This window comes from Alteriqipengyuania abyssalis, assembly GCF_019857185.1.
GTDB lineage: Bacteria > Pseudomonadota > Alphaproteobacteria > Sphingomonadales > Sphingomonadaceae > Alteriqipengyuania > Alteriqipengyuania abyssalis.
Window position 1 is genome coordinate 357,298 of sequence record NZ_JAHWXP010000001.1, and the last position, 21,717, is coordinate 379,014.

General features: G+C 67.1%; 20 protein-coding genes. 11 read left to right on the forward strand and 9 right to left on the reverse strand.

Features of this window, described 5'->3' with window-relative positions:
• Positions 1 to 113: 113 nt before the first annotated feature.
• The 5 genes from KYN89_RS01770 to KYN89_RS01790 all read right to left on the reverse strand — a co-directional run bounded on the left by KYN89_RS01770 (position 114) and on the right by KYN89_RS01790 (position 5,963).
• Positions 114 to 1,190, reverse strand: a complete 1,077-nt coding sequence (locus KYN89_RS01770) for a PA0069 family radical SAM protein (protein ID WP_222823532.1) — start codon at positions 1,188 to 1,190, stop codon at positions 114 to 116.
• A gap of 588 nt (positions 1,191 to 1,778) precedes the next feature.
• Entirely contained in the window at positions 1,779 to 2,813 is a 1,035-nt protein-coding gene (locus tag KYN89_RS01775; protein ID WP_222823533.1) for a sodium:calcium antiporter, read from the reverse strand.
• Between the two features lie 44 nt (positions 2,814 to 2,857).
• Positions 2,858 to 3,385, reverse strand: coding sequence for a molybdenum cofactor biosynthesis protein B (gene moaB, locus KYN89_RS01780; RefSeq protein WP_222823534.1), 528 nt, complete (start codon positions 3,383 to 3,385; stop codon positions 2,858 to 2,860).
• Positions 3,385 to 5,136 (reverse strand): lytic transglycosylase domain-containing protein, encoded by a 1,752-nt coding sequence (locus tag KYN89_RS01785; protein WP_222823535.1) that lies wholly within the window; start codon positions 5,134 to 5,136, stop codon positions 3,385 to 3,387. The genes moaB and KYN89_RS01785 overlap by 1 nt, the downstream gene beginning before the upstream one ends.
• 11 nt (positions 5,137 to 5,147) lie before the next feature.
• Positions 5,148 to 5,963, reverse strand: a complete 816-nt coding sequence (locus KYN89_RS01790; protein WP_222823536.1) for a uracil-DNA glycosylase family protein — start codon at positions 5,961 to 5,963, stop codon at positions 5,148 to 5,150.
• Between the two features lie 85 nt (positions 5,964 to 6,048).
• On the opposite strand from KYN89_RS01790, the gene KYN89_RS01795 reads away from it, so the two are divergent.
• From KYN89_RS01795 to KYN89_RS01820, 6 genes are all read left to right on the forward strand, one after another.
• A complete protein-coding gene (locus KYN89_RS01795) occupies positions 6,049 to 7,695 on the forward strand; it encodes an electron transfer flavoprotein-ubiquinone oxidoreductase (protein WP_222823537.1) in 1,647 nt (548 codons plus the stop codon).
• Between the two features lie 177 nt (positions 7,696 to 7,872).
• Positions 7,873 to 8,679, forward strand: a complete 807-nt coding sequence (locus tag KYN89_RS01800; RefSeq protein ID WP_222823538.1) for a 4-(cytidine 5'-diphospho)-2-C-methyl-D-erythritol kinase — start codon at positions 7,873 to 7,875, stop codon at positions 8,677 to 8,679.
• A gap of 6 nt (positions 8,680 to 8,685) precedes the next feature.
• On the forward strand, positions 8,686 to 9,426 hold the full coding sequence (locus KYN89_RS01805) for an N-formylglutamate amidohydrolase (RefSeq protein WP_222823539.1): 741 nt from the start codon (positions 8,686 to 8,688) through the stop codon (positions 9,424 to 9,426).
• A gap of 28 nt (positions 9,427 to 9,454) precedes the next feature.
• On the forward strand, positions 9,455 to 9,901 hold the full coding sequence (locus KYN89_RS01810) for a hypothetical protein (protein ID WP_222823540.1): 447 nt from the start codon (positions 9,455 to 9,457) through the stop codon (positions 9,899 to 9,901).
• Between the two features lie 28 nt (positions 9,902 to 9,929).
• Positions 9,930 to 11,315, forward strand: a complete 1,386-nt coding sequence (locus tag KYN89_RS01815; protein ID WP_283248509.1) for an NAD(P)H-hydrate dehydratase — start codon at positions 9,930 to 9,932, stop codon at positions 11,313 to 11,315.
• Positions 11,312 to 12,514: a class I SAM-dependent RNA methyltransferase gene (locus tag KYN89_RS01820; RefSeq protein ID WP_222823541.1), complete on the forward strand. Its 1,203-nt coding sequence runs from the start codon at positions 11,312 to 11,314 to the stop codon at positions 12,512 to 12,514. The genes KYN89_RS01815 and KYN89_RS01820 overlap by 4 nt, the downstream gene beginning before the upstream one ends.
• A 121-nt stretch (positions 12,515 to 12,635) precedes the next feature.
• Here KYN89_RS01820 and KYN89_RS01825 read toward each other — a convergent pair whose 3' ends face one another.
• Genes KYN89_RS01825 through KYN89_RS01840 form a run of 4 tightly spaced genes read right to left on the reverse strand, consistent with a single transcriptional unit; the run spans position 12,636 to position 15,477 of the window.
• On the reverse strand, positions 12,636 to 13,415 hold the full coding sequence (locus KYN89_RS01825) for a hydrolase 1, exosortase A system-associated (protein WP_222823542.1): 780 nt from the start codon (positions 13,413 to 13,415) through the stop codon (positions 12,636 to 12,638).
• Positions 13,412 to 14,113, reverse strand: coding sequence for an alpha/beta hydrolase family protein (locus tag KYN89_RS01830; protein ID WP_222823543.1), 702 nt, complete (start codon positions 14,111 to 14,113; stop codon positions 13,412 to 13,414). The genes KYN89_RS01825 and KYN89_RS01830 overlap by 4 nt, the downstream gene beginning before the upstream one ends.
• A gap of 12 nt (positions 14,114 to 14,125) precedes the next feature.
• Positions 14,126 to 14,431, reverse strand: coding sequence for an acyl carrier protein (locus KYN89_RS01835; protein WP_010237459.1), 306 nt, complete (start codon positions 14,429 to 14,431; stop codon positions 14,126 to 14,128).
• Between the two features lie 35 nt (positions 14,432 to 14,466).
• Positions 14,467 to 15,477 (reverse strand): GNAT family N-acetyltransferase, encoded by a 1,011-nt coding sequence (locus tag KYN89_RS01840; protein WP_222823544.1) that lies wholly within the window; start codon positions 15,475 to 15,477, stop codon positions 14,467 to 14,469.
• A gap of 22 nt (positions 15,478 to 15,499) precedes the next feature.
• On the opposite strand from KYN89_RS01840, the gene KYN89_RS01845 reads away from it, so the two are divergent.
• The 5 genes from KYN89_RS01845 to KYN89_RS01865 all read left to right on the forward strand — a co-directional run bounded on the left by KYN89_RS01845 (position 15,500) and on the right by KYN89_RS01865 (position 21,717).
• Positions 15,500 to 17,020: an acyl-CoA ligase (AMP-forming), exosortase A system-associated gene (locus KYN89_RS01845; protein WP_222823545.1), complete on the forward strand. Its 1,521-nt coding sequence runs from the start codon at positions 15,500 to 15,502 to the stop codon at positions 17,018 to 17,020.
• The gene (locus KYN89_RS01850) at positions 17,017 to 18,279 is read left to right on the forward strand and encodes a pyridoxal-dependent decarboxylase, exosortase A system-associated (protein ID WP_222823546.1); all 1,263 of its coding nucleotides are present in this window, start codon (positions 17,017 to 17,019) and stop codon (positions 18,277 to 18,279) included. Before KYN89_RS01845 ends, KYN89_RS01850 begins: the two co-directional genes overlap by 4 nt.
• A 258-nt stretch (positions 18,280 to 18,537) precedes the next feature.
• Positions 18,538 to 19,113 (forward strand): XrtA/PEP-CTERM system exopolysaccharide export protein, encoded by a 576-nt coding sequence (locus KYN89_RS01855; protein ID WP_429699534.1) that lies wholly within the window; start codon positions 18,538 to 18,540, stop codon positions 19,111 to 19,113.
• A gap of 17 nt (positions 19,114 to 19,130) precedes the next feature.
• Positions 19,131 to 20,648: an XrtA system polysaccharide chain length determinant gene (locus KYN89_RS01860; RefSeq protein WP_222823548.1), complete on the forward strand. Its 1,518-nt coding sequence runs from the start codon at positions 19,131 to 19,133 to the stop codon at positions 20,646 to 20,648.
• Between the two features lie 10 nt (positions 20,649 to 20,658).
• Complete coding sequence (locus KYN89_RS01865) at positions 20,659 to 21,717, forward strand: P-loop NTPase family protein (protein WP_222823549.1); 1,059 nt, start codon at positions 20,659 to 20,661, stop codon at positions 21,715 to 21,717.

Consider the following 21,717-nt stretch of genomic DNA (forward strand, 5'->3'; position numbering starts at 1 on the left):
CTCGCTAATCGCGCCAATCAGGAGCGAAAGACTAGCTGCGGTACGAACCGGCGCAAGACGGAATCTTGCGGTTGAGACGGCGGATGGCGCAACTGACGGGCCATCCTCTTCCCCTAGAGCAGCCGCAACTGCCCGCCGGTGGTGGGCGCGCGGAAGCGTGAGCAGTCGAGCGCGAACTTCGCCTTGCCGTCGCCTATCCCGGCCCGCTTGCAGGCGACGCGGAAGCGGGCGCGGAAGAGGTCGGCCCACACGCCTTGGGGCTTGAGCCTGCTGAAGAAATCCGGGTCGTTGTCGCGCCCGTTGCGGATCGATCGGACGATTCCCATCACCTTGTCCTTGCGGTCCGGAAAATGCGTTTCCAGCCATTCGCGGAACAGCGGTGCCACTTCATGCGGCAGGCGCAGCGGGATCCATCCGGCGGAGGTCACGCCCAATTCCGCCGCGCGCGCGACGATGCCTTCCATCGCGTCATCGGTGATCGCGGGGATGACCGGCGCGATCGAGCAATGGGTGGGCACCCCGGCCTGCGTCAATGTGCCCAGCGCCGCGAGCCGTTTGGTGGGGGAGGGCGCGCGCGGTTCGACCAGCCGCGACAGGCTCGGGTCGAGTGAGGTGACAGAAATCGCCACCGCGATCAGGTCTTTACGGGCCATCTCTTCGAGGATGTCGAGGTCGGCCAGCACCCGGTCGGACTTGGTGGTGATGGTCACCGGATGGCGCGCGTCGAGGCACACTTCCAGCATCGCCCGGGTGATGCGGTACCGGCCTTCGATCGGCTGGTAGGGATCGGTGTTGGTTCCCATCGCGATCGGGCGCGGCTGGTAGCCCGGCTTGGCCAGAGTTTCGGCAAGCAGCTTCGCCGCGTCGGGCTTGGCGAACAGCTTGCTCTCGAAATCGAGGCCGGGCGACAGGTCTAGATAGGCATGGGTCGGCCGCGCGAAGCAGTAGATGCAGCCATGCTCGCACCCCCGGTAGGCATTCACCGAACGGTCGAAGCCGATGTCGGGCGACTGGTTGAAGGAGAGGATCGAGCGCGGATGCTCGATCGTCACCTCGGTGCGCAGTTTCGGGGCAGGGCCGTCGATTGCCTCTGCCACATCGCGCCAGTCGCCATCCGCCTCGCGCGTGGCGAGGCCGAAGCGGGTGGATACGTCGCCGCTCTGTGCTCCTCTGCCTTTGACCTGTTCCATATGTTGGAACATACAGAGAACATAGGAGCGAGTCGATCCGGATTTTCAGCCGTGTCCGCAATCGCCGGGGCGATCCTCACCTCTCAGGCTTTCGCGCGAGTGGGTTCAATGTCCCGAAGTCTGGTGGAAATGAGACCTTAGAACCTAGGTACAGCTCGGCTCTGCAAAGGTGACGCTAGTAGTCCACCCTCTGGCGTTCGCATTGAAAGTGGCGTCCATCACAGCCTTATATGTCACGCTCATTCGGGCCCGAAAGATGAGCGTTCGCTTACCGTCGAGCACATTATCCGAAACCAACGTCCAAGCTTCATATCCGGTTTGAAGGTCACCTACGAAGGCCGAATATTCGTCCTCGTCGGCGCTTGCATTCACGGTCAGCAGAACGTCCTGCGCGGGTGCTTCACAATTGACGGGTGGCGGGGGTAGCGCATCCATTGGTAATCTCCCGAAGTCTGCAGTCTGTGACAGGAACTTCTATCATTTAACTTGCGACCGCAATGGGGTCGTTACCGGAATGACGTCTCTGGGGGTGGCGAACAAGGAATCCGACTTTCTAAATACTCGCAATATCTCATCTTCGCGGCCACGTCAGCCCAGCGCCACCTGCAGCACCGCCGCGCCCAGCCATAGCGCGAGCAGGATGACCGATTCCCAGCCGATCCCGCCGGGCCCCTGCTTCTCGCGCCGCAGCAGGCCGAGCAGCAGTACGCCGGTCATCAGGCAGACTAGCGCCATCCAGAACAGCGCGCGCTCTCCGATCGCGTGGTAGATCGAGCCGTCGCGGTAAGCGATGTCGCTGGCGGAGACGAACAGCGCGTCGAACATGTTGCCGCCGATGATCCCGCCGATCGCGAGCTGCAGCGCGCCGCGCCGCACGGCTGCGATAGTGGTCACCAGTTCGGGCAGCGAGGTGACGATCGCGGTGCCCAGCGCACCGACGACGCCTTGCGAAATGCCCAGCTCGCCGCTCAGCGCGAGGCCGCTTTCGCCGACCACCCAGCCGCATGCGCCAACGATCAGCACCAGTCCGGCGAACAGGCTCGCGAGCAGCGGGGTGGAGCGCGGGTCGTTCTCGATATCGTCGGCTTCGACGCGCAGGCCCGGCGTTTCCTTGGGCTGCCACATCGGCTCCTGCCGGATCGAATGCGCGTTGTGCAGGCCGATCAGATAGACCGCAATCATGATCGGGCTGACCGGGTGGACGCCGAAAAACGCGATCTGCGGCGCGGCATAGGCCATGATCGGCATGACCGAGAGGATGATGAGCACGGTCGCCTGGCCCAAGTTCACCGTGCTTGCGCCCGCGTGCTCCAGATTGACGTGGCGATAGAAGATGTCCGCCAGCGCTAGGAACATCGTCTGCGCGGCGATCCCGCCCATGGCGTTGGACACCGCAAGCTCGGGTGCGCCGCTGGCGGCGGTAGTGATCGAGGTGACGATGCCCGAAATGCTCGTGCCAGCGCCCAGCAGGACCGCGCCGATCAGCGCTTCGCCGAGGCCGGTGCGGTCGGCCAGCACGTCCGCGATGGCGGCCATCTTGCTGCCGAAATACGCGATCAGCAGCGCGCTCGCGACGAACAGCGCAGCTAGCCAGGGCAGGGGGAGGGACTGGATGTCGGGCATGGGGCTCGCTGGAAGAGCGGCCCCGCGCCCCTATCGTTCCAGCGTTATCGTTCGAGCAGGCGCGGCATCAGCTCGACGAAGTTGCAGGGCCGGTGGCGGCTGTCGAGCTGGTCCTTGAGGATCTTGTCCCACCCGTCCTTCACCGCGCCGTTCGAGCCGGGCAGCGCGAAGACGAAGGTATCGCCCGCCAGCACGGCGCAGGCTCGGCTCTGGATCGTGGAGGTGCCGATGCTCTGGTAGCTGATCCAGCGGAACAGCTCGCCGAAACCGGGGATGCCCTTGTCCTTCACCCTGTCGAGCGCTTCGGGGGTGACATCGCGCCCGGTCAGCCCGGTGCCGCCGGTGGTGATCACCGCGTCGACATCCTTGCTCGCGATGAAGCGGCGCAGCACGTCGTAGATTTCGGCGGCATCGTCGGGGCAGATGGTCCGTTCGACGAGGGTGTGCCCGGCCTCGCGTACCCGTGCCTCCAGCAGGTCGCCCGAGGTGTCGGTCGACGGATCGCGCGTGTCCGATACGGTGACCAGCGCGATCCCGATCGGCTGGAAGGTGCGGGTTTCTTCGATAGGCATTAGCGGCGGGTAAACCGCTGGGTCGGCGGGCCTGCCTCGGGGAAACCGGGCCAGCGGTTCATCGCCAGCGCCTGCCTGCTGGGCGAGGGCGCGGCGGCCTGCCGCTCGTACATCCAGTAGTTGCGGGTGACGATCGCGACATAGCCGCGCGTTTCCCAATAGGGGATCGACTCCATGTAGAGCAGCGGGTCGCCCTGGTCGTTCACCTCGGTATTCCAGCGGCCCACCGGCGTCAGCCCCGCGTTATAGGCAGCCATGATCTTTGGCAGCTTGCCCTGCGTCGCGGGATGATCGCGCAGCATCTGCAGGTGCCGCTGGCCGAAGGCGAGGTTGACGCTCGGCTGGTTGAGCGAGCGGGGATTGCCGCTGACGCCTAGCGCGCCGGCATGGTCCTGCGCGGCGGCGGGCATGATCTGCATCAGGCCGCGGGCACCTGCGGGGCTGACCACCGCCGCGCGGAAGTTCGATTCCTGTAGGGCGTGCGCATAGGCGAGTGCGGGGTCGACCTGCCATCCGGTCACCGGCTCCCACCGCGCGACGGGGAAACGCAGCGCCGGGTCGGGCGTGCCGCCACGCGGGGCGTTGTGCGCCATCCACAGCTGGGTCGAGGGCAGGCCAAGCTCGCGTGCGAGGCGCGAGAGTGCGGTAAACTCGGACGGATCGCCGATCCGCGCCTGGTGCCGCAGGACTTCGTCGGCCAGCTCGTCATGCCCCAGCTCGGCCAGAGCGACTGCGACGCGGACGTTCTCCTCGCGGCTCAGCTGCTGCCAGTCGGCGGGGCTGAGGTCGGGCGTTTCGCCTGCACGCGGCAGGTGCTGGCCCAGCTGCTCGCGCGCGAGCATGCCATACAGCGTCTCGTCCATCATCGCCGCGCCGCGCAGCTTTTCCGCCGCCTTTTCCGGCTGGCGGCAACGAATGTACGACCGGCTCGCCCAGTAATAGGCGGCCGCCGAGAGTTCGGGGTTGATCGCGCTCGCCGCCGCGCGGTCGAACCCGTCGGCGGCGGTCGTGCAGTCGCCCATCCGCCAGGCGGAGATGCCGACCACCCAGTCGCCTTCGGGCACCCACGGTCCGCTGCCATCGCGCACCGTGCGCGCCATCGCGAGCGCGGCGGCATCGTTGTTCTCGATGTAATAGCTCCACGCGACGCGGCGGCGCCATTCGGCCCGCGCTTCGCTGCTGAGCCCGGCATCCACCCCGTCGAGCAGCAGGCGCGCGCCATCGGGATCGTCGTTGCTGATCTTGTCGAGGATCGCCGCCTTGATGTCGCCCGGCATGGTGCCGTCATTGGTGTCGCGCGGCAGGATCCGCTTGCTGGCATAGCCTTGCGGGAGGAAGCTCTGTTCGGGCGGCAGGTAGGGCGCGCTCATCAATCCGCGCTTGGAGGCGAGATCGGTAATCTGCTGCGCCTGCGGCAGACGGCTGCCCTTGGCGAGCCATTCCTGCAGCGCGGGCAGTTCGATCCGCGGGCTGTTCGCGTCGAGATAGTACTCGGCCTGCGCAATCAGCTTGAGCGGTTCGTCGCCCCGCTGCGCGAGCAGGCTTTCGACCTCGCTCCAGTTGCCATTATCCAGCGCGGCGAACACGCGGGTGTAGAACTGCCGGTCGGCTTCGCTGAGCACCTGCGGGATGTTCGGATTGGCCGCGCGTTCGCGGAAATACTCCGCCGCGCTCTGCGACTGGGCCATCGCGGGCGTGGCCACGGGCAGCACGGCCAGCGTGGCGGCGAGGGGGAGGAGAATGCGTTTCATCGTCGGTTGTCTCATTGGGCGGGGTCGCTCCGGTTGAGCCATCGGGTCCATGTCTGTGCGCGCTTTGCCGGGCTGCGGAGCAGGCTCGCGAAATCCGGCATCGCGAAGACAGGCGCTTTACCACCGCCGTGCGAAATTGTGGTTAACGCTTTGTCTTCCTGCGCCATCTCGTGCGCAAGAAGCGACCAGACGCGTTCGCCCAGCACGATCACCTGCGCCGGGCGCACCAGCGCGACATGGTGCTGCGCCAGCTTGCCATAGCCTGCGCGCCCGACCGCATCCCATTCGGGCCGCAGGGTGTGGCGCGGCAGCACGCTGGCGAAATAGGCCGCATCGCTCGCAAACCCCATCGCGCGCAGCATGTTCGCGGCGAGGATGGCGGCAGGCTCGCCCAGCAGGTCCTCGCCCGCAGGCTGGTCGATCAGCAGCATGACCTGCGCCTGCGCCGGGCCGCGCGGGGCCACGCGGGGGTAGGAGCCGGGCGGGTCGAGCGCATCGCTCTCCATCCACCACGCGCGGAATGCGTCGAGATCGTCGGGCCACTGCGCCGGATCGCCGGGATGCGCAGCGCCGCCGCTGCCGCTGGCGATGAAGCGGCTCAGCGCCGTGCGGTTGGGCGGCGGCGGGGGAGGGGGCGGCGGCGCGGAGGGCGCATCCGTCGCCCGATCGCTCTGAGTAGTCTGCGCATCGCCCTTGCCGTCGGCCTCTTTCAACCATCCGGAGGGCGCATCCTCGACATGCTCCAACACCCCGGCATCGGCCCACCAGTCGAGGCTGGCGGCGAATGCTTCGCGCAAATTTTCGGGGTGGAAGGAATGGTCGGCCATTTCGCACAGGGTCTTGACCTGTGGCGCGCAGGCAATCAAGCCGGAAGCAACGCTAATTCGGCCCGAAAAGAGCTTCGAGGATATTATGATCGAACGTGAATCCATGCCGTGCGATGTGCTGGTGGTCGGCGGAGGCCCCGCCGGGCTCGCCGCAGCCATCCGCCTGAAGCAGATCAATGAAGAGCTTGAAGTCGTCGTCCTCGAAAAAGGGTCGGAGATCGGCGCGCATATTCTTTCGGGCGTGGTTCACGACCCGAAGGCGCTGAACGAGCTGTTCCCCGACTGGAAGGACATGGACTGTCCGATCGGCGAAGTCCCGGTGACCGACAACTGGCACTGGGTGCTGCGCAAGAACGGCAAGTTCCCCATGCCGCACCTCTTCATGCCCCCGCTGATGAGCAACAAGGGCAACTACACCGGCAGCCTCGCCAACCTGACCCGCTGGCTGGGCGAGCAGGCCGAAGGGCTCGGCGTGATGGTTTTCCCCGGATTCCCGGCCGCCGAAGTGATCTACGGCGACGACGGTGCGGTCGCGGGCGTCATCACGCAGGACATGGGCATCGCGGCGGATGGTTCGCAAAAGCCCGATTTCCAGCCGGGCATGGAAATCCACGCCAAGTACACCCTGTTCGCAGAGGGTGCGCGCGGCAGCCTGACCAAGCAGCTCAAGGCGAAATTCGACCTCGAGAAGGACTGCCAGCCGCAGACCTATGGCTTGGGCATCAAGGAATTGTGGGAAATCGACCCCAAGAAGCACGTGCCGGGCCGGGTGATCCACACGCAGGGCTGGCCGCTCGACAATGATAGCTGGGGCGGCGGCTTCCTCTACCACATCGGCGACAACCAGGTCGCGCTCGGCTTCGTGACCGCGCTCGATTACGCCAACCCGTATCTCTCGCCCTATCAGGAATTCCAGCGCTGGAAGCACCACCCCGACATCCTCGACATTATCGAGGGCGGGAAGCGCGTCGCCTATGGCGCGCGAGTAATCAACGAAGGCGGCTGGCAGAGCGTGCCGCAGCTGGCGTTCCCGGGCGGGGCGCTGATCGGGTGTTCGGCCGGCTTCGTCAACGTGCCCCGGATCAAGGGCAGCCACACCGCGATGAAGAGCGGGATGCTGGCCGCCGAAAGCGTCGCCGCGGCGATCGCTGCGGGCAAGGAACACACCCAGCTCGACGACTACGAAGAGAACCTGCGCGAAAGCTGGATCGCAACCGAGTTGAAGAAGGTGAAGAACGCGCAGCCCGCGATTGCCAAGCTGGGCGGCGATTTCGGCACCGTGCTGGCAGGCATCGACATGTGGATGCGCACGCTCAAGATCGGGCTGCCGTTCACGCTGAAGCACACGCCCGACTACACGCACACCAAGCGCGCCGACCTGTTCGACCCGATCATCTATCCCAAGCCCGATGGCGTGATCAGCTTCGACAAGCTGACCAGCGTTGCCTACAGCTTCACCAATCATGCCGAAGACCAGCCGACCCACCTCAAGGTGAAGGACATGGAGCTGCAGAAGGTGAGCGAGCTGGGCGAATATGCCGGTCTCTCGCAGCGGTACTGCCCCGCAGGCGTCTACGAATGGGTCGAGGACGAGGACACGGGTGAGATGACCTACGTCATCAACGGCCAGAACTGCGTCCACTGCAAGACCTGCGACATCAAGGACCCGAACCAGAACATCGTCTGGACCGTGCCCGAAGGCGGGGGCGGGCCGAATTATCCGAATATGTAGCGGAGCATTCCTCCCCATTCTGGGGAGGGGCTAGACTGCGAGACGTGAGGCTCGCCCGCTCCGACAGATTCTCCTCGTCACCCCGGGCTTGACCCGGGGTGGTGCTTGCTTTCTCGCACTTTGCCACAAGAAGCACTGGCCCGGATCAAGTCCGGGCCGACGATTGTTTGAGGGCCTGTGAAAGAAACCGCCTACGCCAAGCTCAACCTTGCGCTGCATGTCCGTGCACGGCGCGAGGATGGCTATCACGAGCTCGAAACGCTGTTCGCCTTCTGCGAACACGGCGATGTGCTGAGCGCTGAGCCTACGGAGCGCGACACTGTGCGCACCCTCGGCGAGTTCGGCGGCAATGTCGGCGATCCGGGCGACAACCTCGTCGCGCGCGCTTTGGCCGCGCTGCCGCATCCCGGTGGCCTTGCGATCACCCTCGAAAAGAACCTGCCCGTCGCGGCGGGGCTGGGCGGAGGCTCGGCGGATGCTGGCGCGGTGTTCCGGCTGGTCGAGAAGGCGCACGGCCTGCCGGGCGACTGGCAGACCCGCGCGCTGAAGCTCGGCGCGGATGTTCCCGCCTGCGTGCGCTCCGAAATGGCGGTCGGGCGCGGGGTGGGGGAGGAGCTTGCGCCGCTTGAGAACGATCTTGCGGGCACGCCCGTGCTGCTGGTCAATCCGCGCATCGCGCTCTCCACCGGGCCGGTGTTCGCGGCGTGGGACGGGTTCGATCGCGGTCCGCTGCCTCAGGGCAGTGCCCGCGACATCGCGCTGCAGGGGCGCAACGATCTGGAAGCGCCCGCGATATCGATCTGCCCCGCGATCGACCAGGTGCTGCGCGCGCTGGGCGCGACCTCGCCGCTGCTGGCGCGCATGTCCGGCTCGGGCGCGACCTGCTTTGCGCTGTACGAGGATACCGAGCTGCGCGATGCCGCAGAGCGCGTGATCGCCCTGCGCCAGCCGGGGTGGTGGAGAATGGCGAGCGTTCTTAGATAGGCGCGCATGAACGATACGCAGACCCCCTTCATCCGCATCGGTACTCCCCAGCGCGGCGGCATCATCGCCGTCGCCGACCATGCGGGCGATGCCGTGCCCGACGAGATCGAGCTGGGCATCCCGGCAGAGCTGATGGAGCAGCATATCGCGGTCGATATCGGCACTGCGGGTATTGCCGAGCGGCTGGCGCGCAAGCACGGCATCGCGGCGCAGATCGCGCAGGTCAGCCGGCTGGTGATCGACCTGCACCGTAACGAGGGCGACGATGCGCTGGTCGTCACCAGCAGCGACGGTCACACCATCCCCGGCAATATCGGCGCGGATATCGAGCGGCGCACCGCGCTCTATCACCGGCCCTATCACGAAGCCTTCGCGCAGATGGTCGCCGAGGCGCAGCCATCGCTGATCCTCGCGATTCACAGCTTCACCCCGGTGATGGGCTCGACCGGGGAGCAGCGCCCGTGGGATGTCGGCCTGCTGTACAATCAGGACGATTCCGCCGCGCGGATCGCGATCGACGCGTTTGCCGCGATGGGCTTCACCGTGGGCGATAACGAGCCCTATTCGGGCAAGCAGCTCAATGCGACGATGGACCGCCATGCCGAGGCAAACGGCATCCCCTACCTGACCATCGAGGTCCGGCAGGATCTTATCGGGCGCAAGAGCCACCAGGCGGTGTGGGCGGACCGGATCGCGCAGGTCGCGCAGGAAGTGCTCGCCGCGCTCGCCAGCCGGACGGCAGAGTAAACGCATTGCTTACCAATTGCGGGTAGGAATGGCGCTTCTCCGGGTCGCAGGAGACGATCGAAAGGTGAAGCGGATGCGGATCGCTGGTGCACTCGCCGTCGTCGGCCTGGCCTTCGCGGCAGTTGCCTGTGGTGGTGACGGGGCTGCGGTAGCCAACCCGGGTGACGATGGTACCGGCACGACCGATCCCACGCCTTCACCGAGCTCTTCCACCCGCACCACCATCGCCTGCGCCCCCAATGGCGCGCAGAGCTTCGATGCGACCTGTTCGGTCGAGCGGATCGAGGTGGAGGGTAAAATCCTGCTCACCGTGTTCCATCCCGACGGCGGATTTCGCCGGTTCGAGCAATTGCCCGACGGTTCCGGCCTCGCGGCGGTTGCAGGAGCGGACGCGGTGACGCAAACGCTGTCGGGTGACATCCTCGAAATATCCCTCGCCGGAAACCGATACCGTTTCCCCGCCACCACTAGGTGAGCATGACGCGCACCGACGCGCGCAAATCCTGACGACCGACCAGATGCGCGCTGCCGAGGCGGCGCTGTTCGATACGGGGGTGGAGGAATGGGCGCTGATGAGCCAGGCGGGCCACGGCGCAGCGCAATGGATCGCGCGGCTTGCGGCCGGCGGACCTGTCACCGTGCTGTGCGGGCCGGGCCATAATGGCGGGGACGGCTATGTTGCGGCGGCTGCGCTCAAGGCGCGCGGGCTGACGGTGAGGGTGGTCGCGCCGATTTCTCCCCAGACCGATCTTGCCCGCCATGCCGCGAGCACGTTCGAAGGCGAGGTTCTGTCCGACGGCGAGGGATTGAAGGGGACGGTGTTCGTCGATGCGATGTTCGGCATCGGCCTGTCGCGCCCGCTCTCTCACGAGCATCGCGCGCTGATCCGCGATCTGCACGCCTCGCATGAGCGCGCGGTCGCGCTCGATGTGCCCAGCGGGGTGGATTGCGACACTGGCGATGTGGTCGGCGGAGAGGGCGATGATGTGCCCCACTATGCGCTGACGCTGGCGTTCGGCGCGTGGAAGCCCGCGCATTTCAGCGGCCCCGCACTGGCGACAATCGGCGCGGCGCGACTGGTCGATATCGGCGTGCCCGATCGCGACGGGGAGATGCGCCTGTCTCTGCCCGAGCGAATCGCGCCGCCCGCGTTCGACGCGCACAAATACACCCGCGGCCTGGTCGCGGTGGTCGGCGGAGCGATGGCGGGCGCCAGCCTGATGGCGTCGCGTGCCGCCGCGCTGGCGGGCGCTGGCTACGTCAAATGGCTGAGCGAGCATGACCATCCCGGCCACCCGCCCGATCTGGTGAAGGACAATGCTCCGCTGGCCGACATGCTGGGGGACGAGAGGATCGGGGCCGTACTGATCGGGCCGGGGCTGGGGCGCGACGATACCGCGCGCGAGCGGCTTGAGGCGGCGGTGCGCAGCGGCCATCCGCTGGTGCTCGACGCCGATGCGCTGGTCCTGCTGACGCCCGAGATACTTGCCGCGGAGACCGATGCGCCGATCCTGCTGACCCCGCACGAGGGAGAACTGTCCCGCCTGTGCGATGCCTTCGACGTCGCGGGCGATACCAAGCGGGAGCGTGCGCTCGCGCTCTCGCAGGCGAGCGGCTGTGCCGTACTCGCCAAGGGCGCCGACACGTTGCTGGCATCGGGCGCAGACGTGCGCTTCTTCCCGCCCGCTTCGCGCTGGCTGTCGGTCGCGGGCAGCGGCGATGTGCTCGCCGGAATCTGCACCGCGCGCCTCGCCGCCACCGGAGATGCAATGCAGGCCGCGTGCGAGGCGGTCCACCTGCATGGCCGCGCGGCGCGCCATGCGGGCGCGGGCTTCACCGCCACGATGCTCGCCGAAGCCGTCCATCCCGCGCTGGAGGATATGCTGTGAGCGAAGCCGTGGAACAGATCATCCGCATCGCCGCCAAGGGCGACGGCGTGACCGCGAGCGGTCGCCACGTGAAGGGCGCAGTGCCCGGCGACATGGTGGGCGCCGACGGGATCGTCGAGCGTGGCCCCCACCATATCGACCCGCCATGCCGCCACTTCCCGCGTTGCGGCGGGTGCGAATTGCAGCAGGCGGACGAGGCGGCGCTCGCCGAGTTCGTCAGCCAGCGGGTCGCGTTTGCGGCCGAATCGCAGGAGCTGGTGCCGGACACTCTCATCGCGCCGCATCTCTCGCCGCCGCGCAGTCGCAGGCGCGCGACATTGCATGCGCGGCGTGCGGGCAAGAAAGTGGTGATCGGCTTTCGCGAGCGTGGATCGCACCAGATCGTCGACATGGTCGAATGCCACATCCTCGCGCCCGCATTGTTTGCGCTGGTCGATCCGCTGCGCGCTCTGCTCGCCCATTGGCCGGGCAAGCTGGCGGTCGATATTTCGCTGACGCTGGCGGATCAGGGCGTGACGGCGGAGATCCGGGGCATTTCGCCCGAAAATCTCGCCCAGACCGAAGCGCTGTCCGATTTCGCCCGCGAGCAGGGCCTCGCGCGCCTGTCGATCGACGACGGCTACGGTCCTGAGCCCATGTGGGAGCCCGAGCCGGTTACGGTCACGCTGGGCTGCGTGCCGGTCTCCCTGCCACACGGCGCGTTTCTCCAGCCGACCGCCGATGGCGAGGCCGCGCTGCTGACTGCCGCGAAGGAATGGTGCGGCGATGCCGCGACCATCGCAGACCTGTTTTCGGGGCTGGGCACCTTCGCCTTCGCGCTGGCCGGCCCGGCCAAGGTGCTGGCGGCGGAGGCAGACCGTGCGGCGCATCTCGCCTGTCAGGCGGCGGCACGCGCGTCGGGCAAACCGGTCCATTCGCTGCACCGCGACCTGTTCCGCGATCCGCTCACCGCTGACGAAATCTCCCGCTTCGACTGCGTGCTGCTCGACCCGCCGCGTGCCGGCGCGCGCAATCAGGCGGACATGATTGCTCAGAGCAGCGTGGGGCGCGTGGTCTATATCAGCTGCAATCCGCAAAGCTGGGCGCGCGATGCGCGGCGGCTGGCGGATGGCGGCTTTCGCCTCGCAGAGCTGCGCCCGGTGGGCCAGTTCCGCTGGTCGACACATGTCGAACTGGCGAGCCTGTTCGTGCGGGATTAGAGACAGCGCTGCCCGTCTTCTCCCCTCCCCGGCGGGGAGGGGTTGGGGGAGGGGGTGCCCAGCCATCGGCCGTGGTACAGCCCCACCAAGCCTCCCCCTCAGGGGGGAGGAGAAATCAGGGCTAGCCCCGCAGCATGTCCACGATCTTCGTGTCGAGCCATTCGCGCGCGCGCGGCTCCACGAAGGCATGGCTCGCGCCTTCGCAGCGCGCCACGCGGACATCGTCCTTGTCCCAGATCCCGTCGAACACCTGTGCGGTGCGGTCTGCACTGGCGAGCAGGATGCTCACCGGCCCGTCGAACGTCTCCAGTCCCTTGCGCATCCGGCCTGCCAGATCGCTCGCCGCAGGGGCGGGGCGCGCGGCGCGGATCAGCCCGCCCGCCAGCTTGCGCAGGTTCACGCCGCCGCGCAGCAGGCGCGCGACTTCGGACGGATCGCCCAGCTTTTGCAGATAGCGCGCGCGGATCGCCTGCGGGGGCGGGGTATCGTCGTCCTCGTCCTCGATCGTCCAGGGATTGCTCAGCACCAGCGCATCGCAGCCCGCGCCGCCCGCCAGCATCAGCGCGCTCGCCGCATCGCAATTGCCATAGGCCACGATCCGCTTCACCTGTGGAGCGATCGCGCGAAACGCCTCGATCGCGGCGCGAATATCGGGTTCGGACTGGGTGAAGCCCAGGTTCTCGCCCTCGCTGTCGCCCACCCCGCGCCGGTCGTACCGGAACACGGGGAAGCCGCGCTTGGCGATGGTCTGCGCCAGCCGCGCCTGCCCGCGAAACGCGCCGCTGCGCAGCTCGTTGCCGCCGCTCACCAGCAGCAGGCCGGTGGTCAGCGGCGCGGTGTCGAGCGTGCCGGCGAGGGTCGATCCCTCGCAATTGAAGGTCAGGTGCAGGCGGCGGCTCATCGCACGTCCCTCATGGCGACCGAGATCGTCGCGGCGAGCGCGTCGGCCTGTGCCGCATCGAAGTCGGGTTCGGCGCGCAGCCACAGGGGCCGTCCGCCGAGCGTTTCGTGGTCGATCATGGTGACGCCGTCGCCGCGCGCAGGCACTTCGGCGCTCTCCAGCGTAGCGAACAGCGCGGGGCCGATCGACCATCCGGCGAGTTGGACGCCTTCGCTGCGGCCCGTCGCCTCGATCTCCTCGCGCGTTTCGGGCGCGCCGGCCTCTTTGGTCGAGATGATCCGCGCGCGAACCATCGCGCGCAGGATCTTCGGGCCGTCCTGCGGGGCATAATCCCACCCGGGCAATCCGGCAGGCCGCAGCAATGCGCCGCCGCGCACGCTCAGCACATGAGTCGCGCCGAAATGCTCCGCCGCTGCGGCTGCGCCTGCGCGCCAGCCTTCCAGCGTCTGCTGCGCGAGCAGCGCGCGGCTTTCGTTGCAGCCGGGCAGGTCGGGCAGCACGCTGTCGATGCCCGCATCGTCGAGCCGGCGCATGATCTCCACGATCTGCCGGCGCAGCTTGTTCGCTTCCTCGAACAGCGGCGGGATGACCAGCAGCCGGGCCTCGCGCGCGCGATTGAACACGAGCGCGGCTTCACTGCGCGTCTCACCGTCAGCGGCAGGACACGGCCATTCGACGAACTGGAATGGGGTGGTCACGCCAGCAGCATGTCAGTTGCTGGCGGTCTTGGCCTCGGCAAGGGCGAGCAGCCCGCCATAGGTTTCCAGATGGTCGCCATCGACCTCGTCATCCTCGATGATGATGTCGAAGCGGTCTTCCATCTCGGTCAGCAGGTCGGCGACCGCCTGGCTGTCGAGTTCGGGCAGATGGCCGAACAGGCCGCTATCGGGCGTCAGTTCGGCGGCGCGTTCGTCCGACAGGCCGAGTACGTCGCGCAGGATTGCGCGCAGGGTCTCGTCGATCTTGCTGCGGGCGGGCCCGGTCGGGTCCGCAGGCGCTGAAGTCTGGGCGGTCATAGATACCGTTAAGCTGCCGTAAAAGTCGCGGTTGCCTAGCGGGGGGTGTTGCCTCTTGCAAGGATCGCGCGCGCTGCGCGTTTTGCGAGCGGGGCCCAAGCGGCGGGCTGCGCCGGGTCCAGCGCATCGAGCAGGAAGCGCGGACGCACCTGTTCCATCCAGTCCGCCTTGTAGGAATCGGAGCCTGTGCCGAAGTCCACCAGCGTGACATTATTACGGTCGATCACATGTTCGAACAGCGCGGCCGACAGCGTGGTGCCGGGCGAAATCGGCTTGGCGCTTTCGAGATGGGCGAGCTTGTGGATGTAGGCGATACCGTTCTCCACGGTCCAGAACTGCGCCGCCACGGCCACGCCATCGGCGCGCGCAACACCCAGCCTGATGCGCCCCGCCGCGCCTTCGTTCTGCGCGAAACGGCGCAGCAGATCGGGTTCGTCCTCGCTCGGCTTCCAGCTCTCGGCGTAGATTTTTTCGTAATCGGACCAGAGGTTTGCATCGAAATGCTCGACGATTTCGACCTCGACCTTCTTAGCCTTGCGCTTGAGCGTAGTGCGCAGGCGACCGGGGCGGCTCGCCCAGTATTCGGTGAAGCTGCGGCCCGCGACCGGGAGCACATGGTTCTCGTCACACTGGGTCAGCGAGACCAGCCAGCCGACCTTGCGGAATGCGGTGGCGAGGCGGGTGGCGGAGCCGTCTTCGTCGGGCAACGGCCAGAGCGTCACGCGCGGCGCCTCGCGCTTCAGATCGCGTGCCAGTGCCTCCAGCATCGCATCGCCTGCCTCCCCGGTGGGCACCACCGGTCGCCAGGTGAAGGCGTACCAGTTGCGCAGCGCTTCGATACGTCCGTCGGTGCGGTTGAGCGCGATGGTTGCGTGGCTGCCGCCCGTCTCGACCCGCTTGAAAAAGGCTTGCGGGCGCGAATCGGCGAGCAGGGCGTACCACTCGGGCCGCTCGAACGGAGAGGGGCAGGCGCACCCACAGGCTTGCTGCGGTGTCGCTTGCACAATGGTAACCTCCTTGTGATAGCCACCTGTTTCCGCGTTCACGAGGCGTTGTACTCCTATCTCCATGACCCAGCCCGATCCGACCCCTTTCCCGATCGACCATGTTATCGAACACGGCGGTGATGCGGACCCGGCGCTGGCTCTGCGCGACGGCACCCTTAGCTATGCGGACTTAAGAACCCGTGTCGGTCGGTTGGCGGGTTGGCTGAAATCGCAGATTCCGGAAACGGGCGCGCGGATCGCGAGCTGGTCCGCCAAGGGCGAGCTGACCTGCCTGCTGCCGCTGGCCGCGCCGCGTGCCGGGCTGGTCCACGTACCGATCAACCCGATGCTCAAGCGCGCGCAGGTGGCGCATATTCTGGCGGACAGCGGCGCTGCCATGCTGATCGGCACACCCGCGCGGCTTTCCACGCTGGAGCAGGGCGATCTGCCCGCGGGGTGCGCGCAGGTGGAGGAGAGCGCGGCGCTGGAGGCGGCGCAGGCCTGCGATCCGCTGCCCAAAACCGCCGCCGATCCGCAGACCATCGCCGCGATCCTCTATACCAGCGGGTCGACCGGCAAGCCCAAGGGCGTGGTGCTGAGCCATGCGAACCTGTGGCTGGGCGCGGTCAGCGTGGCGCATTACCTCAAGCTGCGCTGTGACGATGTGACGCTGGCGGTGCTGCCGCTGGCGTTCGACTACGGCCAGAACCAGCTGCTTTCGACGTGGCGCGCGGGTGGCTGTGTCGCTCCGCTCGACTACCTGATGCCGCGCGATGTGACCAAGGCGGTGGCGAAACATCGCGCCACAACGCTCGCCGCCGTGCCGCCGCTGTGGCGCCAGCTGGTCGAAGCGAAGTGGGAAGAGGGCGCTGGCAACAGCCTCAAACGCCTGACCAATTCCGGCGGCGCGCTGACGCCCGATCTGATCGAAGCGATGCGCGCGACCTGGCCCGCTGCCGATATCTACCCGATGTACGGCCTGACCGAGGCGTTCCGTTCCACCTTCCTCGATCCCGATCTGGTCGCGACGCACCCCACCTCGATGGGCAAGGCCGTACCCTTTGCCGAGGTGCTGGTGGTGAACGATGCGGGCGGCCCCGCCGCGCCGGGCGAAGAGGGCGAACTGGTCCATTGCGGGCCTTTGGTCGCACAAGGATATTGGCAGGACCCCGAGCGGACGGCGGAGCGATACAAGCCAGCCCCCGCGCATTCCGAATATGGCGGAATGGCCGTGTGGTCGGGCGACTATGTGAAGCGCGATGCGGATGGCCTGCTCTATTTCGTCGGGCGGCGCGACGCGATGATCAAGAGCGCGGGCAACCGGATCAGCCCGCAGGAGATAGAGGACGCAGCGCTCGCCACCGGGCTGGTCGCCGATGCGGTGGCGTTCGGCGTGGCCGATGCGAAGCTTGGCCAGGCGGTCCATCTGGTGGTGCGCGGTGCGGGCGAGGTCGATGCATTGAAAGCCGCGCTCAAACGCGATCTGCCCAGCTTCATGCAGCCCCACGCAATCGAATGGCGCGAGGACCTGCCGCTCAACCCCAATGGCAAGATCGACCGGCCCGCGCTGTTTCGTGAAGTCAGCGAAAGGCTCGCCGCATGAGCATCGAACGTCGCAGGCGCGATCCCAATGCGGCCAAGCCGCTCGGCCCGATTCCGCAGGGGTTCGAGCCGATCGACGGCGAACTGGCGATCAGCGGGCGCAAGGCGAGCGATCTCGTCGCCGAAGCGGGCGACACGCCGCTGTTCGTCTATTCGCGCGATATGCTCGACGCGCGCATGGCGGCCTTGCGCGCGGCCATGCCGGAAAGCCTCTCGATTCATTACGCGGTCAAAGCCAACCCGCACCCCGATGTGATCGCCCACATGGCCGGGCTGGTCGACGGGTTCGATCTCGCCTCGGGCGGAGAGCTGGCGATCCTGCAAGGCGTCGGGATCGACGGCGCGCACATCAGCTTTGCCGGGCCGGGCAAGCGCCCGCGCGAGATTCGCGCGGCGATCGCAGCGGGCGTGACGCTCAATTGCGAAAGCGAGACCGAGGCCGAGCGTGCGCTGGAGATAGGCCGGGAGCTGGGCATTGAGCCCAAGGTCGCGGTGCGGGTGAACCCCGATTTCGACATGCGCGGATCGGGCATGAAGATGGGCGGCGGGGCCAAGCAGTTCGGGCTGGATGCGCAGCGCGTTCCGGCGCTGATCCGCCATCTCATCGATGGCGGGGCGCAGTGGCGCGGCCTGCACATCTACACCGGCAGCCAGACGCTGGAGGCGGACGCGGTGATCGAGACGCAGGGCCATGTGCTCGACCTGGCAGCGCGGATCGCGCGCGAGGTGGGCCAACCGTGCCCCGCGCTCAATCTGGGCGGCGGTTTCGGCATCCCTTATTTTGCGGGCAACGAACCGCTCGATATTGCCGCGATCGGCGCGGCGCTGGGCGATCGTTTCGCCAACCTGCCCGACGAGCTGGCCGAGACCGAGATGGCGATCGAGCTGGGCCGCTATCTGGTTGGCGAGGCGGGGGTTTACCTCGCGCAGATCGTCGACCGGAAGGAAAGCCACGGCGAGATTTTCCTGATTACCGACGGCGGATTGCATCATCAGCTGGCCGCATCGGGCAATTTCGGGGCGGTGGTCCGGCGCAATTACCCGCTCGCCATCGCGACCAGGTTCGACGCGCCAACCGCAGAGATCGCGAATGTCGTCGGATGCCTGTGCACTCCGCTTGACCGGCTGGCCGACAAGGCAGAGCTGCCGCGTGCCGAGGTCGGCGATCTGATCGCGGTGTTCTGCGCCGGGGCCTATGGCGCGTCCGCGTCGCCGATGCATTTCCTCGGCCAAGGGCCCGCGCTGGAGATGCTGGTCTGAGGGCTGCGCCAGCGCGCGGCATTTACCTCTCGCCAACCCGCCGTCCCAGATCGGGATCGGGTGCGATCAGATCCCTTAGCTAACGGGATATTCACCCTTTTTCGCGAGGAACGATCCCAAATCGTCGGCCAATCGTGGTGGCGCGCTTCGCGGGTGCGCCGTCCGGCTGACACGAATGGAAGGATCGATCCCATGCGCACTCGCGCGATTGCCCGGCTAACAGCGCTCTTTCTGGGGCTTTTCGCCCTTTCCGCCTGCATGAGCGGCGGCGGCCTGCAGTTGCCCCCGGCAGCCTTCGTCGCCACGCAGGAAGGGCCGAGTCAGGAATATGTGATCGGCCCGCTGGACGAGCTTTCGATCAATGTCTGGCGCAATCCCGAACTCAGCGCGCAGAACATCCAGGTCCGCCCCGACGGGCGGATCTCGATCCCGCTGGTCACCGACATGCCCGCGGTGGGTAAGACCCCGGCGATGCTGCAGGAGGATATCCGCCTGCATCTGTCGCAGTTCATCGAACAGCCGATCGTCTCGGTCATCGTGAACAAGTTCGCAGGCACGTTCAGCCAGCAGGTGCGGATCATCGGGGCGACCGAAAAGCCCGCTTCGATCCCCTATCGCGCCAACATGACCGTGCTCGACGCGATGATCGCGGTCGGCGGCCTCAGCGAATTCGCGGCGGGCAACAAGGCCAAGCTGATCCGCTTCGATCCGCGCATCGGGCGCCAGCGCGAATATGCGCTGCGCCTGTCCGACCTGCTGCGGCGCGGCGACAGCAAGGCCAACGTCATGCTCGCGCCGGGTGACGTGATCATCATTCCCGAAAGCATGTTCTGAAGAGAGGCTGACGCGACGTGAACGATCTCTTCGACGAAGTGCGCGCGGCGCTTTATTCGGCCTGGAGCCGGAAATGGCTGGCGCTGGGCGTGGCCTGGGCGGTGTGCCTTGCAGGCTGGCTGTTCGTCGCCTCGATCCCGAACACGTATGAAAGCCACGCGAAGATCTTCGTCCAGCTGGACGATGTGCTGTCGAAACAGATCGGCATCGCTGGGAGCGACATGACCGATATTGCGCGGGTCAAGCAGCGTATCGCCAGTGCATCGACGCTGGGCGAAGTGATCAAATCGACGAAACTGGGCGAGACCGTCCGGACCCCGCGCGACATGGAGAATGCGATCGCCAGCCTCGCCCAGCGGGTGAAGGTGCGCAGCCAGGAAGACAACCTGTTCGAGATCACGGCGGACATGGGCCGCAGCGACTACACCGACGCGGAGAACGCCAAGCTGGCGCAGGATGTCGTGGTCAAGATGCTCGAGATCTTCCGCCAGGCCAATGTCGAGGGCACGCGCGGCGAGGTGAGCGACGCGGTCGCGCTGCTCGACCAGCAGCTGGACCAGCGCGCCAAGGAATTGGAAAAGGCCGAGGCGCGGCGGACCGAGTTCGAAGCGCAGCACCCCGAGCTGATCGGCGGATCGGCTGCGATCTCGACCAAGTTGCAGAGCGCGCGGGCGGAGATGCGCGGCGTGGAGGCCGATCTGGCAGCAGCGCAGAGCGCGCTCGCGGCGATCACCGGCCAGCTGGCGAGCACGCCGAAGACGATTTCGGGCGGCGGCGTGAATGGTGGCGGCAGCGCGCTGCAGCAGGCCGAAACGCAGGTCGCGCAGCTGCGCGCGCGCGGCCTCAAGAACGATCATCCCGACATGCAGACCGCGCTGCGCCAGTTGCAGTTGCTGCGCCAAATGGGCGGCGATGCGGCCACCGCGGGCGGGATGCCCAACCCGGCCTACAGCTCACTCGTCTCCATCCGGGCGGAGCGGCAAGCCAATGTGCAGGCGCTGCTGGCGCGCAAGGCCGCGTTGCAGGCCGACATCTCTATGACGATGGCCGACCAGGTCAGCGAGCCGGGCCTGGCTGCCGAAGCGCAGCGGATCGGGCGCGATTACGAAGTGCTGAAGAACAAGTACGACGAATTGCTGCAGGACCGCGAGGAGATGGAACTGCGCAGTCAGGTAGAGAGCGAGCGGAGCTCGTTCCGCTTCGACATCATTGATGCTCCCGGCATCTCGACCAAGCCCGCCGCACCCAACCGCCCGGTCCTGCTGGTCGCGGTGATGGTGCTGGGCGTGGGCGCGGGGCTGGGCAGTGCGATCCTGCTGACCCTGCTGCGCTCGACCTTCTCGACCGCCGACGGACTCAAGAAATCGCTCGGCCTGCCAGTGCTCGGGACGATCTCGAACATCGTGCCGCCCGAACGCAAGGCGGTCGAGGATCGCCGTATGCGGCTGTTCTACGCCGGATCGGGCGCGCTTGCGGGGCTGCTGGTGGTCCTGCTGGGGATCGAATTCATTCAAGTCGGTCAGGTGATCGCATGAGGACCCGCCGATGACCGAGCATAACCCCATCAAACCGCCCAAGCCCGACGGTGGTGAGGAAGAGAAGAGCTCGCTGCTGGAGCGCGCAAGTGGCGCGTTCGGCCTGAGCAATCTGGGCGCAGCCCCGATGCCGCGCAGCTTCGACGACGTGCCGATGAAGCGCGCGCGTCCGCTGCGCAAGACGGGTACGCCCGCACCCGCGCCTGCACCTAAGGCGACGCCCGCGCCCGCTCCCGCGCCGGTCGAGATGTCGGTCGAAGCGGCGCGTAAAGAGGCCAGCCTGCCGGTCCCGGCACAGCCCTCCGCACCGCCGCCTGCGGTGATTGATGGCACCGCCAACCCGATCGCGCTGGCGGGCGAGCGGGTCGAGGTCGACTTCGCATCGCTGCGCAAGGCCGGGTTTATCGATCCCGAGGGGCAGGCATCCGCGCTGGCGGAGGAATTCCGCATAGTGAAGCGCCAGATCCTCGACGCGGTCCGGCTGGCGGGCACCGCCGCCGCGCGCCGCATCTTGATCACCTCGCCGCACGAGAACGAGGGCAAGACCTTCTGCGCGGTCAATCTGGCGCTGTCGCTGGCGGCGGAGCGCGATCTCGAAGTGGTCCTGATCGATGCCGATCTGGCCAATCCTTCGGTCAAGCGGGTACTCGGCCTGCCTGAACGTGCCGGGCTGATGGACGTGCTCGCCAATGATCAGGCACGCGTCGAAAGCCACGTGCTGCAAACCGATATCGACGGATTGTGGGTGCTGCCCCCGGGCCGCCAGTCCAGCCACGCGAGCGAGGCGCTGTCTAGCCGCCGTACCGCCGAGGTGTTCGAACGGCTGACCGCGCAGGCGCCCAACCGGATCGTGCTGATCGACAGCCCGCCTGCGCTCGCCGCTTCGCCCGCCGCCGAAATCGCCAAGCATGTCGGCCAGACGATCCTGGTCGCGCGCGCGGACCGCACCGGCAAGACCGCGCTGGAAGATGCAGCGCAGCTGCTGTCGGCCTGCCCGGATATCAAGCTGGTGCTCAATGGCGCCAATTTCAGCCCAAGCGGTCGCCGTTTCGGGAGTTACTACGGATGA